Raw genomic sequence first — 15,135 nt, forward strand, 5'->3', positions numbered from 1 at the left:
TTGATGACATTTTAGCGCTTCAGCTTCTTAAGTAGTTCGCGCGCGACTAACTCAGAACTGGCAGGATTTTGCCCAGTAATGAGATTTCCATCCACCACGGCGTGTGGTTTCCAGTCAGCCACTTTTTCGTACAGGCCACCAAGCTCTTGCAGTTTGTCTTCAAGCAAAAACGGTACCACGTCGGTTAAGCCAACCGCGGCTTCTTCGCTATTGGTAAAGGCGCTGACTTTGCGACCCTGTACCAGCGGTTTGCCGGCTGGGGTTTTCACATTAACCAATACCGCTGGTGCATGACACACAGCTGCTACCGGTTTTTCCTGCTCCCAGAACTGTTGAATAAGGCCGATGGATAATGGGTCTTCGCTTAAGTCCCACAATGGCCCGTGGCCGCCTGGGTAAAACACCGCGTCAAATTTATCAGCAGTAACTTGGCTTAATTTCAGCGTATTCGACAGCTGCTCCATAGCCTCTTCGTCTTCGAACAAGCGCACAGTGGCATTGGTTTGTGCAGCTGATTGCTCGCTATTCGGATCAATTGGCGGCTGTCCACCATTGGGGCTGGCAAGGACGATTTCGGCTCCCGCGTCTTTGAATAAATAGTACGGCGCGGCAAATTCCTCTGCCCAGAAGCCGGTTTTATGGCCGCTATCACCGAGCTGCTCGTGCGAGGTCAATACCATTAATATTTTCATGAGCTTGCTCCTAATTCTTAAGTGCGTGTTAGAGTGGTATAACAAAGACATGCGCCCGTTAACATACTTTTTCAAGTGAGGATTTGATCACATGGCCATAAATTGGATACCCGTCGAACCCAATTACAAAAGCTATTTACAGTTGGTTGTGCTTATTGATATGGCCATTCTGGCAATTATTGCAGCAAGTTTATACCTGTTCTTACCGAACAACGGTTGGTTGCCGGCACCATTATGGTTCGGCGTACCATGGGCTGCCATCACCGTATTTTTTGGGCTGTTTTGGTCGTTGCGCCGTTACCAGTTCACCGCCTATGCGCGTACCGAAGAAGCGATGTTTTTGCGCCGAGGCGCGCTATGGCGTTTAACCCGCGCGGTACCACTGAACCGCATTCAACACGTTGAAGTTCGCCAAGGCTTTCTTGAGCGCCTGTTTGGGCTTGCGCATTTAACGCTTTATACCGCTGGCAGTGGCGGCGCAGATTTAAGCATACCGGGCTTGGCTTTGGCCAATGCTGAAGCCATGAAAGCAGAGCTGATTACCACGATTGCTAATGAGCAAACGGATGAGAGTGACCATGACTGAGTTTGTTTGGCAGCGCACTCCACTACTCACCATTGGCTTTTTCATTGCCAAAGAAGTGCGCAATTTAATCAAGAACATCACCAACTTTATTCCGGTACTAGCTGCCATTTTCGTGACTGACAGTACCTGGCTGCCTTACGCCATTGGTGGTGGTTATTTGGTATTTATTATTGTCAGCGCGATTTTGAATCATCACTTTTTCATGTACGCGCTAACAGATGACGCCGTGCACCTTCGTACCGGGGTGTTCAGCAAAAAAAGCCTCACCCTCAAGTATGAACGCATTCAACAAGCCGAACTTGATCAAACCTGGTATTTCCGGCCGTTTGCACTCACCATTTTGCGCGTCGATAGCGCAGGCTCTGCTGGCAAAGAAGTTGAAATTCCTGGCTTATCTGTTGAGTTAGCCCACAACTTGCGGCAACAAATGCTTGCTGAAGCCAAGCATGCAAGCGTATCAGCGACGGCTGCAGAAGATGATGTTGGCGCGGCACCAGCGCCACAACCCGATCTCGTACGCAGTTACGGAATTGGCGAGCTGGTACGCGCTGGTATTTATGACAATAAGCTTTTTGTGTTGTTAGCGGTGCTGATTTACCCGGTGTCGCAAACCGATATTCTAGAAGAGCGTTTGGTACCTTGGCTTGAGGCCAATGTCACGTTTATTGAGCAAAGCCTTTGGTTAAACATTGGCTTAGCTGCGGCGGCCTTGTCGTTGCTATTTGTGCTTGCTATTGCGGTGACGGTTATTAGTTTTTATAACCTAACACTCACAATCGACAACCAACGCTATCAAACTCGCCAAGGCCTGTTGAGTATTCGCACGGTGAGCTTTCGCTACCATAAATTGCAGCGAGTACGTATTCGGCAAAACCTGCGAGCACGTTTATTAGGGCGGTTCAGCATGCGCGTAAGCCAACTACAACCCTCAGCGAGTGCGCAACAGCAGCAAAGCGCAGCATTTAACCTTCCGGTGCTTACACAAAGCGGCATGTCTGAGCTGTGTCGCTGGTTACGATTACCCAACGCGAATCAGCTTAACTGGCAGAAAATCAGCCCAGTGGCTTTGCTGCAACCGTCGTTTTGGATAGCATTGACAGCCCCCATAACCGCAACCATAAGTTACCTTAACGTCGAAAATTTAGGTTTGGCGCTCACGCTTGGTGCCAGCGTTTGGCTTGCCTTACAGCTGTATGCGGTAGCTCGCTGGCAACGTTATGGTTTCACTCAAGCCGAAGGCTGGCTTGGCGTGCGTAGTGGCGTATTTGGCAGCAAACAAAATTGGTACCCAATGTATAAAGCACAGCAAATTGATGTGTATCAGTCACCTTGGTTACGCCTATTGGGCTATGCCGATGTCATTGTCTACACCGCAGCAGGCGCTGAAGTGATTAAGTATCAACCCGCTGCTTTAGCGACGCAATTACAACATGAATGGACAGCAACCGTGGCACAAAACCGAAAGCGTTGGATGTAGCAACAGATTGTTACGTTTGTCGGTAGAGCAACTAGCTATTTTGTGCCACGATGAAACCAGAACAGATAATAAGCAAACAAGGAAGCCAACATGTATACCGATGATGACTTAAGCTCAGCGGTCGAAAACGGGGTATTACCCGCTGAAAACGCGCAAGCTTTTCGCGAATTTGTGCAAAAAAAGCGGCACTCGACCATTCATGACGAAGAACATTTTCGGCTAGTAACTGGGTTTAACGATATATTTGTGGTGATTGCCGCAGTTTTGGCGCTATTCGCTCTTGGCACCTTAGGGAACACCATTGACGATTTTGTTGGTGGCATTCTTGTTGCCGCTACCGCGTGGGGGTTGTCTGAATATTTCACCCTCAAACGCCGCATGGCTCTGCCTTCCATTGTGTTGATGTTTTTTTGTTTAGGTGGTGTTTATTACGCAGTTGCGACAGGCTTCGCAGCTAAATCCGCTGAGCACGGCGGTTATTTCGTCTTGGCATTTGCGCTGACTGCGGCCGTGGCTGCTGCGCACTGGTACCGGTTTAAAGTGCCTATTACTCTTGCTGCCGGTCTTGCCACCGTTATTGGTATTGTGATTTCTTCGGCCAGCTTGGTTTTTGATTTTTCTGACACTTTGATAAAGGTACTGATTTTTATTTCTGGCGTTGTCGTGTTTGCCGTTGCCTTGTGGTGGGACAGCCAAGATCGACTGCGCCAATCACGCCATTCTGACGTGGCTTTTTGGCTGCATTTACTGGCGGCCCCGTTATTAGTCCATCCTATATTTGTCACCATTGCAGACGGTGACTTTGAGGTGAGTGTGGCACAAGCACTGATCACCTTAGTGCTTTACCTTGGCTTAAGTGCCTTATCACTTATTCTCGATCGCCGCGCGCTGATGGTATCGGCGTTGTCGTACGTGGTTTACGTATTTGGCGCGCTATTAACCAGCTTTGGTGTGGTTAACTTAGGCGCAGCAATTATTGGTGTGGTGATTGGCTTTGGGCTTCTGTTGGTGTCGGTATTTTGGCACCCGCTGCGCACCATGATCATGCGCATAACTCCAGCAAGCTTAGAGCAATTAGTACCGCCGGCTCGCTAGGCCGACGCGTCTTCTGGTAATATCTTGCTCTGTTCAAGCCGGCTCTGCCAGTAACTTATAGGCTGGGGCCGGCCGAACAAATAACCTTGAAACTTATGACAGCCTAAACCACGCAAGTGCTCTAACTGGGCCTGCGTTTCTACGCCTTCGGCAATAACCGATAAATTTAGGTTTTTACCCAGCCCCAAAATCGTTGTGGTAATAACTTCGTCATTAACGTCGGTGAGCATGTCACGCACAAAACTTTGATCGATTTTTAATTGGTACAGCGGTAACTTTTTCAAATACGCCAACGACGCGTACCCCGTTCCAAAATCGTCCAGTGAAAAACGCACGCCCAGCTCGCCCAAGCGCACCAAACGCTTCACCGTTATATCTATATTATCGATAAGTAAGCCTTCGGTAATTTCAAGTTCAAGCAATCCTGGTGGAATTTGCATGGCTTGTAAGCAGCGCTCAATATGCGTCACAAAGTGACTGTGGCGGAATTGTCGCGGGCTAATGTTCACTGCCAAGGGTATGTGTTTGAGTGCGTCGTGCGCTTGCCATTGTTGCAAAATACTGCAGGCTTGTTCTATCACCCAGCTACCCAACGGCACAATCAGGCCACTCGACTCAGCTACAGGAATAAACTCAACCGGCGAAATAACCCCAAGGTCTGGGTCGGTCCAGCGCAGCAATAATTCACCGGCAATAACTTCGCGATCTTCATTCACTTGCGGCTGCATATACAGCTCAAGTTCGTTGTTTTTCACCGCTCGGCGCAACGCCGATTCAATGAGCATACGACGGTTAATAGACTCTTGCATCGCTGGGTTGAAAAAGCGAATGGACTCGGCCCCTTGAGCTTTCGCCTCAGCAATGGCTAAGTCGGCATTTTTAAGCATCCCAGCCACACTGCTTTGACTGTCTGAGAACATAGTGACGCCAATACACGCGGTTGTGCTATGGGTTATGTCACCCAACACATAAGGCTCAGCAAGCGCTGCTAGTAATTCTCGCGCCCAGTTTCGAGCCGCTAATACGGCTTGTTCTGGATCGCGACTTAAGTCTTCCAAAATCACCACAAAATCATCTGAGCCTAAACGCGCTGCCGTGTCCGTGTCGTCGATGCTACTACGAATACGCTGCGCCACTTGCTGCAGCACTTGGTCGCCGGCTGCATGCCCTAAGGTGTCATTTATAATGGTGAAATGGGTTAAGTCTATACTAACCAGAGCGCCTTCGTAGCCGGTTCGATTGGAACTCGCCAATGCATGTTCTAAGTTTTGCAGCAGTAACTTACGATTCGCCAAGCCGGTAATGGCGTCGTAATACTCCAACTGAGTCAGCGACTCTTTAATGGTGATGTGCTCAGTAATATCTGTCGAAATACCACACAGCGCATAAACCTCTCCGTATGCATTGCGTAACGGTATTTTTACCGACAAAAAGTGGCGCATACTGCCATCGGCGGTCACGTTATTTTCTTCATCTGCCACGCGTTCACCTTGGCGAATAACGCGTAAGTCATTTTCCATTAAGTGTTCACAGGTTTTTTTATTGAAAAACGCACTATCCGACTGGCCGATAATTTTATCTGTGGTGGTTCCTAAATAATCACACACTTTTTTGTTGGCATATTCATAACGAAGGTTTTTGTCTTTGATATAAATATAAGCCTCTACCGAATCAAGAATGGTGTTTAGCTTAAGTTCACTATGAGCTAGTTCAAGGGTGCGCTGTTTTACACGCCGGCGCAGCCACAGCATAGTGACAAACACCAGTAGCAACACGCTACCGAGTAAAGTAATTAATGTATAAGGGAATGCAGGTGCATCGGAAGGCATGGCACGCCAGCGCTGCAGAATTTGGTAAAACGGTGAATGCGCGTCACGCCGCCAGTCACTGATGTACTGCTCGATGGTGTTAATCGCCCCCTGCTTTTGGGGGTTTGCGCTAACAAAATATAACCGACTGGGCTGAAACATCACCGGTGTCGGTTCGAGATCAAGTTCTCGTGCACGGCGGTCGCCGTACAGGTGGTTTGATGCAACCACATCGGCTTGGTTTGCCAGCACGGCCTGAAAACCTTGTTCAAAGGAGCGAACCGCAACAAATTCCACCTGTAAACCAAAGTTCGTCGCAATGTCAGCCAAATACACTTGTTGTATAGAGTCTTCTAAAACCGCAATGCGCACGCCCTCTAGATCAAGCAAGCTTGATACTTTTAACGAGCGTTTGCCGTACAACTGCGACCACGAGTGCAACACCGGTGTTTGGTGAAAGATAAAGCTTTCGTCACGTTGCTGATTCAGCGCCACGTCGGGCATAAGGTCAATATCGCCGCTACGCAGTAACTTTAAGCAATCATTCCATTGGCAAGTAATTGGCTCAATTTTCCAACCTTCTCGGAACGCCATTTCCTGCAGAATATCGCCGAAAATTCCCGAAACTTGGCCATTTTCGAACATAACTTTAGGCGGGTTTTCGTAAACCCCAACCCGAATAACTTGAGGCTCGACTTCATTGTTGTAGGCAAAAGAGGCTTGGCAGAAACATAGACAAGCTGCTAACGCTAAAAACGATATGCTTTTCATGTTTCCCAAATGGCACCTCTTTTGTTTATATTTACATAACGTATAGCATTGAATTACCGTTAAAACCAGCGCCGTACGCGCTTTCTGTAATTCACATACTGAGCGCCAAAGTGCTGCTGTAATATGCGCTCCTCAGGAATAATTTGAAAGCGATTCATATACAACACATAAACAATGAGCCAAACCAATGCCGGCAAGCTGCCCAGCCACACACCCCAACCAGCTAATGCCAACAAAAAACCTAAATACATTGGGTTGCGCGTAAACCCATAAATACCCGTCTGAACAACCTCTGAACTCTCTTCGGGTTTCATTGGGTTGACGGTAGTTTTAGCTTGGCGAAATGCAATAACCCCAGCCACCGCAATAAATGCGCCGGCGGTTACCAAAGCAAAGGCCAGCGCCTTGGCATCGGTAAAGCGCCAGGGTTGCATGGGTAGCAAACGCGACGTTAACGCCATAACACCAGCAATAATGGCAACCACCGCCACCGGTGGCACTTTCAACTCAAGTTTTTGCATACCGTTTTCCTGTGCAAGTAAAGAGGTGGTAAAATAGTAGCCTATGTCACACAACACGATTGCATTAAATCAGCAACGCCAGCCATTAGACCACCTAAAGTCAGTGTGGCTTTTTGGTTATGGGTCATTGATTTATAAAGCAGATTTCCCTTTTATACAACGCAAACCAGCACGTATTCGTGGCTGGGCTCGGCGGTTTTGGCAAGGCTCACACGATCATCGCGGTACTCCGGAAAAGCCGGGCCGTGTTGCGACGCTGATTGAAGCACCCGAAGCAGTATGCGCCGGCATGGCATATGAAGTAACGCCTGACGTGTTTGCCCACCTTGATCACCGTGAAAAAAACGGTTATTTGCGAATTTTCACTGAATTTGAGTGGCTTGACGAGCCCGGCTCAGTGGAAGGGTTGGTTTATATTGCCGGCCCCGATAACGCGGCGTTTTTGGGCGACGCTTCAGCAACACAGATTGCCCAGCATATTGCCAACTCGCACGGCCCAAGCGGCCCTAATGATGAGTACTTATTAAAATTAGCCGAGGCCCTGCGCGAGCTTGGCGAACACGATGATCATGTGTTCGCCATAGAGCGTGAGTTACTGGCATTGGCCTCTGAGTAACCGGCGCGGCGTTAACTTTCGCAGCACTATTTGCGCGTCGGTTTTTCAGAAATATAAATCGTAATCACACCGTCAATAACCAAGGTACCGTCAGCACGAAAGCCTTGCACAAGCACAGGTAAATCACCCGGTTTCCAAGCATTTTCATCAGCGCTGGCAACAATTCGAATATCGCTATCAGCTTTGGCGGTATAGGTTACTGTCATGCCTTTAGGTATCCAGCGCAGATGTTTCGGTATCGACGCTTCCGCAAGGGCTCCCATCGCCATTTCAAGGCCATTACACAAAGCAATGGCATGCACAGTGCCAATATGATTTTGCACGGCTTTGCGCTTTTTGAAGGTTAACTCGCAGTAATTAGGCTTTAAGTCAGCAATGGTTGGTTTTATGGTGCTGAAATACGGTGCTTTCTTGGCAAAAATGCGCGAAAACAACGCGCGGCCAAAGGGTAGCTTTAAGGTTTTATGATAAAGCTTGAGTAAGTAGTTTTCGTTCATCAGTTGGTTGTACTCCAAAGGGCGTCGGCTGCTCTCACAACCTAAATATTTAACAACAAAAAGCCAATGCCAATACGGTTTTGACGATGGTTATAATCTAGCAACGTTTCCCCGTAGCCCGAGAAGAATTGAATATAAAAACGTAGTCCATCAGGCTTGTCAGAGTTTAATGGGTGCGTGAAATCAAGCTGCCATGAGCCTTTGTCCCAAGACAGTTCTCGAGTAATGCGCGTTAAACTATAGGTACTCAAATTATTACGCCACGAAAAACGGTTCTCGAAATTACCGCGATAGCGCACTAAATCAGGGTTATCGTCGTCATCGCCAACTTCGTTAACACGTTGCTTCCACGTAGTCTCCCAAATGACTGGGCCCCACTCAACGGCGCCGCCAAAATAAATATAGTTCCAGCTACGCGAGTCAGGCTTACGCTGACCATTCGATTCATGCGCCAAACCTGCTTTGGCAAAGCGTACGGTGGCGTCACCAGGAATAAAGTCCCATTTTTCTTTCCACGGCATCACGTAAAAAACTTCAGGTTTATAGTTGGTGCTTCGAAACGGAGAAGAGTCGTCTGAATTCCATGCTTGCCAAAGCGATGTTTGCGAATACGCCACCCAAATATCACCATCTAACAAAATGTCTTCAACCAACTTGGTGCGCAGTGACAACTGCAGCTTGACCTCGTTAGGTTGCAAGTTTTCAAATGGCGTTCCCGGCCCACGCGTTGGCGAGCTTGGCTGCTCATTGGGGTTTGAGCTGTAATGAACTGGCAAAATAAAGTTGGGGTGAAAGGTACGCAGGTCAAAAATACCGCGCTTTTGGTCTTCACCAAGCTCCCAAAATCGACCAATTAAGTCGGTTTCTGCAAAAGCTTCTGCATCAAGCTCGACTTCAGCTTGTGGATTGTTCACGGCATTTTCCGAGGTATCTTGCGCCAACACAAGCTGAGACCAAAACAGTCCACCGACCAATAAACCAAACTTCACAGCACTATACTTAAACATAATATTTCTCCACCAACTGCTCACCGCATAACAACGCTGGGGTGTAATAGCCGCCCGCCGGCTGCTGCGAGACAATATGCATGGCTACATCAATTGCCCCCATACTGGTCAACTTGTAACCGTTCAGCACTTGCACGCGCAGTGTTTCCGTTATACCTGCTGCATTGCGAGCTTCACCCCATACGTAAGTCGTCGCCTGTTCAAGTTGCTTGTCGCTTGGCCCCGCAGGTTGCCTATCAACTTTCTTTTCCAAAAACTTTTTCACGCCTTCAATGCGCAACAACCAACGTAACCAATTGAGTTTTTTCAACTTACTCACTAACTTCGGTGAGGCCGGAATATACACCTCAATGTTGGGGATCCCTGTGGTATAAAAAGCCGTTGAGACATCGCCCCAGGGTATAGTCATGGCAAATTTATTGCCGTTGCCGAAATCTATTTCGCGGGTTCGGTAGGCAAGGGGCACCGTGGTAATGGTGCCATTGGCACGCACGGCACCGCCTTCGCCTAAGCGCCGCACACTGGTTTTAGCGGTGCCACGGCTCATGCGCGACGCCGAGTCAAAACCTAACGCTAAATGGGTTGCGTCGGGCAGCTTTTGCTTGAGCTTGGCCGCCACACAGTCGGTTGGAATAACATCAAACCCAACACCAGGGCATAACACAATGCCGGCTGCTGCCGCACGCTCATGCTGTGCATGCGCATATTCGAACACACTTAATTCACCGGTAATATCCACATAATGGGTTTTGCTGGCCAAACAGGCCTCAATCATAGGCTTGGCAGTCACTTCAAATGGTCCGGCACAATGCACCACTAGATCAATATCAGTCAGCGCTTGCTGTAATGCTTGAGTATCATTTAGATTCACCACACAACTCGGTAACTCTAGCTCACCCGCTAATTTGTGAATGGCTTCACCATTGCGCCCGGCAAGTATTGGGGTTAGCCCGCGCTGTTTGGCTTGTTGTGCCACAAGCTTACCCGTGTAGCCATTGGCACCGTATATCATCCAGTTCATGTTTGGTCCTTATTTTTTCCGCAGGTTGCTAACGGTTTGCTGCGCATTATGCATGCGTGCAGCAGCAGCCACCTCTTTGCTTACAATGGTTTTACCTACCGGCGAAAGCGCAATAGCGGCCAGCTTAATGTGTTGAATACCAAATGGAATTCCAATAATTGAAATAAACATGGCAATGGCTGCGACTAAGTGCCCCAAAGCCAACCACCAACCAAAGAAAATAAACCACAGCACATTGCCGAAGCAGCCAAGCGCGCCGGTACCGATATCTTCTTTTTGTGTCAGTTCGTCACGCGCTATGGCTTCTTGCCCAAACGGGAAAAATGAAAATAAGCCAATGACAAAACAAGAACGGGCCCATGGAATACCGACAATAGTAATAAATGCAACCAACCCGGCTAGCCACCAGCCTAAGCCCATAATGGCGCCACCTAGAATAAACCACAAAATATTACCCAATGTACGCATACTGCTTTCTCCGTTAAATATTACCGAACCTGTTATGTCGACAACGCAAAAGCTATGTAAACCGACTTCAAATTTCTCGAGTCTTTACTATGTTTAGACTGTAACGATTTACAAGCATATCGAAAACAGGAGGTTTTACCATGAAAACACTGCAAACTTTACTTATTGCAACCATTTCAGCTCTGGCTTTATCTGCTTGCTCACAGCAAGAGCAAGAAGAAACGCGTGAAGAAGCACAAACGGCGTTAGAGCAAGCAACAGAAGCGACGCAGCGCGCTGCCGAAGATGCCGCTGATTTTGCGCGTGAATCGGCCGACCGCACCAGCGACTTTTTAAGTGATAGTGCGATTACCGCGCGGGTTAAAACTGCATTGTTTGAAGCTGACCAGGTGAGTGCTAGCCAAATTAATGTCGAAACGATTGACGGCCACGTCGTACTCAGCGGCGTTGTTGCTACGGCTAGTGAGGCTGATTTAGCTGAACAACTTGCCGAAGGTATTGAAGGCGTGCAGTCGGTTGAAAACGACATTGAAGTGCAGCAATAACTCCAAAATCTTGTGAGAAACGGCGCCTCGGCGCCGTTTTTTTATGCCAATTCAATACCCCTTATGCCAAAGTCGAATAATCCAAACTACCCCACAGTGCGTTACACTCTTAACCATACATTTCATAGCGAGGAGCACGCATGTCGTCATCAACGGATAAATCATACACGCCCCCGAAGGTTTGGCAGTGGGATAAAGAAAGTGGTGGTAATTTTGCAAGCATTAATCGACCCATTGCAGGTGCCACGCACGAGAAAGAATTACCTGTGGGTAAACACCCGCTGCAGCTTTATTCTTTGGCCACCCCAAATGGCGTGAAGGTAACAGTCATGCTAGAAGAGTTGCTTGAAGCCGGTATTGGTGACGCTGAATACGATGCCCACTTAGTTGAAATTCTTGAAGGTGACCAATTTAGTAGTGGGTTTGTTAGTGTGAACCCTAATTCGAAAATACCGGCCCTGTTAGATGTAAGTACAACACCACCAACGCGGGTGTTTGAGTCGGGTTCAATTTTGCTTTATCTAGCAGAAAAGTTTCATGCGTTCTTGCCGCAAGACCCCGCTAAACGCACCGAAACCTTAAACTGGTTGTTCTGGCAAATGGCTAGCGCCCCGATTTTAGGTGGCGGCTTTGGCCATTTTTATGCCTATGCCCCAGAAAAATATGAGTACCCAATTAACCGCTACACGATGGAAATTAAGCGCCAGTTAGATGTTCTTGATCGCCAGTTAGCCGAGCATGAATACATAGCGGGAGACCAGTATACAATTGCGGATATGGCCATTTGGCCTTGGTATGGCGCGTTAGTGACGAATCAGGTTTATGAGGCCGCTGAATTTATTGAAGCGCACACGTATAAAAATGTACTACGCTGGGCTGAGCAAATAGCCAAACGCCCCGCAGTACAACGCGGGCGTATTGTGAATAAAACCTGGGGCGAACCCGACAAGCAATTACGCGAGCGCCATGACGCAAGCGACTTTAACCAATAAAAAAGGGCTGAAAAGCCCTTTTTTGGTTTTGCGAACAATGACCGCTAAGCTTTTTTCAACGCCCGCACAATGATTAACAGCACAATGGCACCAACGGTCGCGACAATAATACTACCAATGATACTGCCGTTGCTCGACAACCCAAGCAAGTTAAACAAAAACCCGCCCAGCATAGCGCCAATAATACCAATAACTATGTTGCCTAAAATACCAAAGCCGCCGCCTTTAACGAGCGTACCAGCTAACCAGCCTGCAATAAGCCCTACTAACAAAAACCAAAGAAAACCCATTTGCTTCTCCTTTTTTGTTTTTAAACAACTCGTTAGTAAGCCTAGCAGAAATTTTTGATAGCGCGAGCTTGCATACCTAGAACTATTAGGTATAGGATTATACATAGTACTTCTAGGTATAAGTGAGATAGTAACCCATGAATTTATCAAAAGATTTAATGGCGGCTTCATCAACGCCATTGGTACTTGGCGTTATTGCTGAAGGTGAAACCTATGGCTACGAGATAGTGAAGCGCGTTGAAGAGTTGTCTGGGGGCGAGTTGCAGTGGACAGATGGCATGTTATATCCGCTGTTACATCGCTTAGAAAAACAAGGCTACTTGCTCTCGCGCTGGCGTGTCGGTGACTCGAACCGTAAACGCAAATATTACGCAGTTACGGAAGAAGGCCGAAAGACACTGTGTGAACAACAGCAGCAATGGCAAATCATTAACCAAGCGCTGAATAAAATTTGGCGCGACATGCAACGGAGTGACAACAATGATGTCCAGTTCGCCTAATCATTTCGATTTAGAACAAAGCATAGCGCAGTGGCGCCAATTTGTACTGCGCCGTTCGGCTATTTTGAATGACGACGCCGATGAACTTGAGAGCCACTTGCGCGATCAAATTGATGCATTACTCACACAGGGATTGCATGCCGATGAAGCCTTTCTAATAGCCACCAAACGCATTGGCAATATTGAAGCCGTTTCGCAGCAATTTGCTGAGGTGCATACGGGCCGGCTGTGGCGAAACCTGGTATTAAGCCAACCCCACTCCAACTGGCTCAATGACGTATTGGTCGCGTTGTGCTTTGCGATTGCCGCAGCCCTGCTATTCCAAATACCGCGGTTATTTGGCTTTAACCCCGAGCAACACGAATGGGTGTATGCACGTAACATAAGTTTGTTTTGCTTACCGCTATTAGCCGGATACTGGGTGGTACAACGGCAGCTTGGTACTCGGGCTTGGTGGCTAATTTTAGGCACCGTAGCGCTGTTTGCGGTCACCATGAATGCCTACCCCTGGCAACCCATATCCGACACTGGCGATTTAGCCGTTTTACATTTGCCGATTATTTTATGGTTTTTAGTGGGCATTATGTACACCGGTAATTGGTGGCAAACCGATGCACGCCGCATGGACTTCATTCGGTTTTCTGGCGAATACGCCATTTACTTTGTGCTAATCGCCATAGGCGGCGCTGTGCTCACGGCAATGACCATAGGGCTGTTTTCGTTTATTGGCGTTGATATCGAAATTTTTGCGCAGCAGTGGCTCATTCCAAGTGGTGCCATGGGTGCGGTTGTTATTGTGGGCTGGTTAGTGGAAGCTAAAAAAGGCACCGTAGAAAACATGGCCCCTGTGCTCGCTCGCATTTTTACCCCCTTGTTCACATTGCTACTGGTGAGCTTTTTAGCAGTGTTGCTTATTTCGGGGCGCGCTTTTGATATGCAACGCGAAGTACTTATTGGTTTAGACGCCATGCTGATTATTGTGTTGGGCTTAGTGCTCTACGCGGTATCGTCACGCGAGCCCACACAAGCGCCAAGCCTATTTGACACCTTGCAATTGTTATTGGTGCTAGCCGCATTATGCGTGGATGTGGTTGCATTGAGCGCCATGTCTGATCGTATATTTGCAATGGGTATTACACCCAACCGTTTAGCAGCGCTAGGTGAAAACTTAATCTTGCTGGTTAGCTTGAGTGGTTATGCTTGGTATTACTGGGGTTTAATTCGCGCTAACCACGCAGGTTTTGCCAAGCTAGAGCGCTGGCAAACTCGTATGGTGCCCGTTTACGTTGTATGGGCAGCTGTGGTGGTGTTGCTGCTGCCTATATTGTTTCGTTTTACCTAGTGTGCATGGTCGTGGTGATGAGGCTTGTCATCACGACATAGCTCGCCAGGCAGCTCAAGCTCAATGGTGGTGTGGCTTAAATGGTAAGGCGCTAGCGCATTATCAATTTGCTGTTTTAAGTCACGCCGCGCTTCGGTGCCAATATCTTCATCAAGTACCAAGTGAGCGGTGAGCACATGGTGTTCGCCGTCTAGTGACCAAAAATGCAAATGATGTACATCAACCACATGGGGCAACTGCTTTAAGGTATTACTCACCGAAGTCACCGTGCCATTGTCCGGTGCAGCTTGGAAAAATAAACGAGCCGTTTCATACAAATTGCGAATCACGTTAAACAAAATAAATAGGGTGAACGCCACCGACAACAACGGGTCAAGAATGGGCCAGTTCACAAATTGCAGCACAATACCCACTATAAGTACCGCAACCCAGCCCAACACGTCTTCCATTAAGTGCCAGTTAATCACGCGCTCGTTTAATGACTTGCCCGCAGAGAGTTTATAGGCGGCAAAACCATTCACCGCAATACCTAAAATGGCGAGGCCGATCATGCCCTCAGCAATGGGCATTTCGGGGTTCCACAGTCGCGGAATAGCCTCCATTAAAACCCATGCCGAACCGGCAATAAGTACAATGGCATTGATAAAAGCGCCAGCCAAACTTAAACGCCGGTAACCATAAGTAAACTGGTTGTTGGCTTGTTTTTTACCGAGTTTATTGAGTATCCACGCCATGCCAAGCGATAAGCTGTCGCCTAAGTCATGAACGGCGTCGGCAAGTATGGCAGTACTGTTGGTGAGTATGCCGCCAATAAACTCAATAATGGTAAAGCAGAAATTAAGTAGGAACGCCCAGCCTAGGCGTTCCGAGGAGAGATCTTTGCTGTGATCGTGATGATGGCCCATGT

General features: G+C 48.1%; 17 protein-coding genes. 8 read left to right on the forward strand and 9 right to left on the reverse strand.

What is annotated here, in order from left to right; translation table 11 throughout:
* Window positions 1-11: 11 nt before the first annotated feature.
* On the reverse strand, window positions 12-692 hold the full coding sequence (locus tag BM334_RS05945; protein WP_092839396.1) for a type 1 glutamine amidotransferase domain-containing protein: 681 nt from the start codon (window positions 690-692) through the stop codon (window positions 12-14).
* Between the two features lie 91 nt (window positions 693-783).
* Between BM334_RS05945 and BM334_RS05950 the strand changes: the two genes are divergently transcribed.
* From BM334_RS05950 to BM334_RS05960, 3 genes are all read left to right on the forward strand, one after another.
* Window positions 784-1,278, forward strand: coding sequence for a PH domain-containing protein (locus tag BM334_RS05950; protein ID WP_092839399.1), 495 nt, complete (start codon window positions 784-786; stop codon window positions 1,276-1,278).
* A complete protein-coding gene (locus BM334_RS05955) occupies window positions 1,271-2,755 on the forward strand; it encodes a PH domain-containing protein (RefSeq protein WP_177215040.1) in 1,485 nt (494 codons plus the stop codon). The genes BM334_RS05950 and BM334_RS05955 overlap by 8 nt, the downstream gene beginning before the upstream one ends.
* Before the next feature lie 90 nt (window positions 2,756-2,845).
* Window positions 2,846-3,850 (forward strand): hypothetical protein, encoded by a 1,005-nt coding sequence (locus tag BM334_RS05960; protein ID WP_092839406.1) that lies wholly within the window; start codon window positions 2,846-2,848, stop codon window positions 3,848-3,850.
* Here BM334_RS05960 and BM334_RS05965 read toward each other — a convergent pair.
* Both BM334_RS05965 and BM334_RS05970 read right to left on the reverse strand, forming a co-directional pair.
* Window positions 3,847-6,429 carry an EAL domain-containing protein gene (locus BM334_RS05965; RefSeq protein ID WP_092839409.1) on the reverse strand — a complete coding sequence of 861 codons (2,583 nt, stop codon included), beginning with the start codon at window positions 6,427-6,429 and terminating at the stop codon, window positions 3,847-3,849. The genes BM334_RS05960 and BM334_RS05965 overlap by 4 nt on opposite strands.
* 59 nt (window positions 6,430-6,488) lie before the next feature.
* Window positions 6,489-6,950, reverse strand: coding sequence for a methyltransferase family protein (locus tag BM334_RS05970; RefSeq protein WP_092839412.1), 462 nt, complete (start codon window positions 6,948-6,950; stop codon window positions 6,489-6,491).
* Between the two features lie 43 nt (window positions 6,951-6,993).
* Here BM334_RS05970 and BM334_RS05975 point away from each other — a divergent pair, with 43 nt between their 5' ends.
* Window positions 6,994-7,566, forward strand: coding sequence for a gamma-glutamylcyclotransferase (locus BM334_RS05975; protein WP_092839416.1), 573 nt, complete (start codon window positions 6,994-6,996; stop codon window positions 7,564-7,566).
* Between the two features lie 26 nt (window positions 7,567-7,592).
* On the opposite strand, the gene BM334_RS05980 is transcribed toward BM334_RS05975, so the two are convergent.
* Genes BM334_RS05980 through BM334_RS05995 form a run of 4 tightly spaced genes read right to left on the reverse strand, consistent with a single transcriptional unit; the run spans window position 7,593 to window position 10,559 of the window.
* Complete coding sequence (locus BM334_RS05980) at window positions 7,593-8,063, reverse strand: hotdog fold domain-containing protein (RefSeq protein ID WP_055439949.1); 471 nt, start codon at window positions 8,061-8,063, stop codon at window positions 7,593-7,595.
* 41 nt (window positions 8,064-8,104) lie between these two features.
* Complete coding sequence (locus BM334_RS05985) at window positions 8,105-9,070, reverse strand: phospholipase A (RefSeq protein WP_092839419.1); 966 nt, start codon at window positions 9,068-9,070, stop codon at window positions 8,105-8,107.
* The gene (locus BM334_RS05990) at window positions 9,063-10,091 is read right to left on the reverse strand and encodes a saccharopine dehydrogenase family protein (RefSeq protein WP_092839422.1); all 1,029 of its coding nucleotides are present in this window, start codon (window positions 10,089-10,091) and stop codon (window positions 9,063-9,065) included. The genes BM334_RS05985 and BM334_RS05990 overlap by 8 nt, the downstream gene beginning before the upstream one ends.
* 9 nt (window positions 10,092-10,100) lie before the next feature.
* Complete coding sequence (locus BM334_RS05995; protein WP_092839426.1) at window positions 10,101-10,559, reverse strand: YccF domain-containing protein; 459 nt, start codon at window positions 10,557-10,559, stop codon at window positions 10,101-10,103.
* Window positions 10,560-10,699: 140 nt separating this feature from the next.
* Here BM334_RS05995 and BM334_RS06000 point away from each other — a divergent pair, with 140 nt between their 5' ends.
* Window positions 10,700-11,104, forward strand: coding sequence for a BON domain-containing protein (locus BM334_RS06000; RefSeq protein WP_092839430.1), 405 nt, complete (start codon window positions 10,700-10,702; stop codon window positions 11,102-11,104).
* A 140-nt stretch (window positions 11,105-11,244) separates the two neighbouring features.
* Window positions 11,245-12,096: a glutathione-dependent disulfide-bond oxidoreductase gene (gene yghU / locus BM334_RS06005; protein WP_092839433.1), complete on the forward strand. Its 852-nt coding sequence runs from the start codon at window positions 11,245-11,247 to the stop codon at window positions 12,094-12,096.
* Window positions 12,097-12,140: 44 nt separating this feature from the next.
* On the opposite strand, the gene BM334_RS06010 is transcribed toward yghU, so the two are convergent.
* Window positions 12,141-12,386 (reverse strand): GlsB/YeaQ/YmgE family stress response membrane protein, encoded by a 246-nt coding sequence (locus tag BM334_RS06010; protein ID WP_092839437.1) that lies wholly within the window; start codon window positions 12,384-12,386, stop codon window positions 12,141-12,143.
* Between the two features lie 137 nt (window positions 12,387-12,523).
* On the opposite strand from BM334_RS06010, the gene BM334_RS06015 reads away from it, so the two are divergent.
* Window positions 12,524-12,886 carry a PadR family transcriptional regulator gene (locus BM334_RS06015; RefSeq protein ID WP_092839440.1) on the forward strand — a complete coding sequence of 121 codons (363 nt, stop codon included), beginning with the start codon at window positions 12,524-12,526 and terminating at the stop codon, window positions 12,884-12,886.
* Window positions 12,867-14,228, forward strand: a complete 1,362-nt coding sequence (locus tag BM334_RS06020) for a permease prefix domain 1-containing protein (protein WP_198677359.1) — start codon at window positions 12,867-12,869, stop codon at window positions 14,226-14,228. The genes BM334_RS06015 and BM334_RS06020 overlap by 20 nt, the downstream gene beginning before the upstream one ends.
* Here BM334_RS06020 and BM334_RS06025 read toward each other — a convergent pair.
* On the reverse strand, window positions 14,225-15,133 hold the full coding sequence (locus tag BM334_RS06025; protein WP_092839443.1) for a cation diffusion facilitator family transporter: 909 nt from the start codon (window positions 15,131-15,133) through the stop codon (window positions 14,225-14,227). The two genes, BM334_RS06020 and BM334_RS06025, sit on opposite strands and share 4 nt — an antisense overlap.
* Window positions 15,134-15,135: the final 2 nt, after the last annotated feature.

It is taken from the genome of Pseudidiomarina donghaiensis (genome assembly GCF_900116895.1).
Classification (GTDB): domain Bacteria; phylum Pseudomonadota; class Gammaproteobacteria; order Enterobacterales; family Alteromonadaceae; genus Pseudidiomarina; species Pseudidiomarina donghaiensis.

Coding starts and splice junctions, on each gene's coding strand:
- BM334_RS06015 (WP_092839440.1), top strand. CDS start 12,524: ATGAATTTATCAAAAGATTTAATGGCGGCTTCATCAACGCCATTGGTA.
- BM334_RS05975 (WP_092839416.1), top strand. CDS start 6,994: ATGTCACACAACACGATTGCATTAAATCAGCAACGCCAGCCATTAGAC.
- yghU (WP_092839433.1), top strand. CDS start 11,245: ATGTCGTCATCAACGGATAAATCATACACGCCCCCGAAGGTTTGGCAG.
- BM334_RS05995 (WP_092839426.1), bottom strand. CDS start 10,559: ATGCGTACATTGGGTAATATTTTGTGGTTTATTCTAGGTGGCGCCATT.
- BM334_RS05950 (WP_092839399.1), top strand. CDS start 784: ATGGCCATAAATTGGATACCCGTCGAACCCAATTACAAAAGCTATTTA.
- BM334_RS05990 (WP_092839422.1), bottom strand. CDS start 10,091: ATGAACTGGATGATATACGGTGCCAATGGCTACACGGGTAAGCTTGTG.
- BM334_RS05955 (WP_177215040.1), top strand. CDS start 1,271: ATGACTGAGTTTGTTTGGCAGCGCACTCCACTACTCACCATTGGCTTT.
- BM334_RS06000 (WP_092839430.1), top strand. CDS start 10,700: ATGAAAACACTGCAAACTTTACTTATTGCAACCATTTCAGCTCTGGCT.
- BM334_RS05970 (WP_092839412.1), bottom strand. CDS start 6,950: ATGCAAAAACTTGAGTTGAAAGTGCCACCGGTGGCGGTGGTTGCCATT.
- BM334_RS05985 (WP_092839419.1), bottom strand. CDS start 9,070: ATGTTTAAGTATAGTGCTGTGAAGTTTGGTTTATTGGTCGGTGGACTG.
- BM334_RS05960 (WP_092839406.1), top strand. CDS start 2,846: ATGTATACCGATGATGACTTAAGCTCAGCGGTCGAAAACGGGGTATTA.
- BM334_RS05980 (WP_055439949.1), bottom strand. CDS start 8,063: ATGAACGAAAACTACTTACTCAAGCTTTATCATAAAACCTTAAAGCTA.
- BM334_RS05945 (WP_092839396.1), bottom strand. CDS start 692: ATGAAAATATTAATGGTATTGACCTCGCACGAGCAGCTCGGTGATAGC.
- BM334_RS06020 (WP_198677359.1), top strand. CDS start 12,867: ATGATGTCCAGTTCGCCTAATCATTTCGATTTAGAACAAAGCATAGCG.
- BM334_RS06025 (WP_092839443.1), bottom strand. CDS start 15,133: ATGGGCCATCATCACGATCACAGCAAAGATCTCTCCTCGGAACGCCTA.
- BM334_RS06010 (WP_092839437.1), bottom strand. CDS start 12,386: ATGGGTTTTCTTTGGTTTTTGTTAGTAGGGCTTATTGCAGGCTGGTTA.
- BM334_RS05965 (WP_092839409.1), bottom strand. CDS start 6,429: ATGAAAAGCATATCGTTTTTAGCGTTAGCAGCTTGTCTATGTTTCTGC.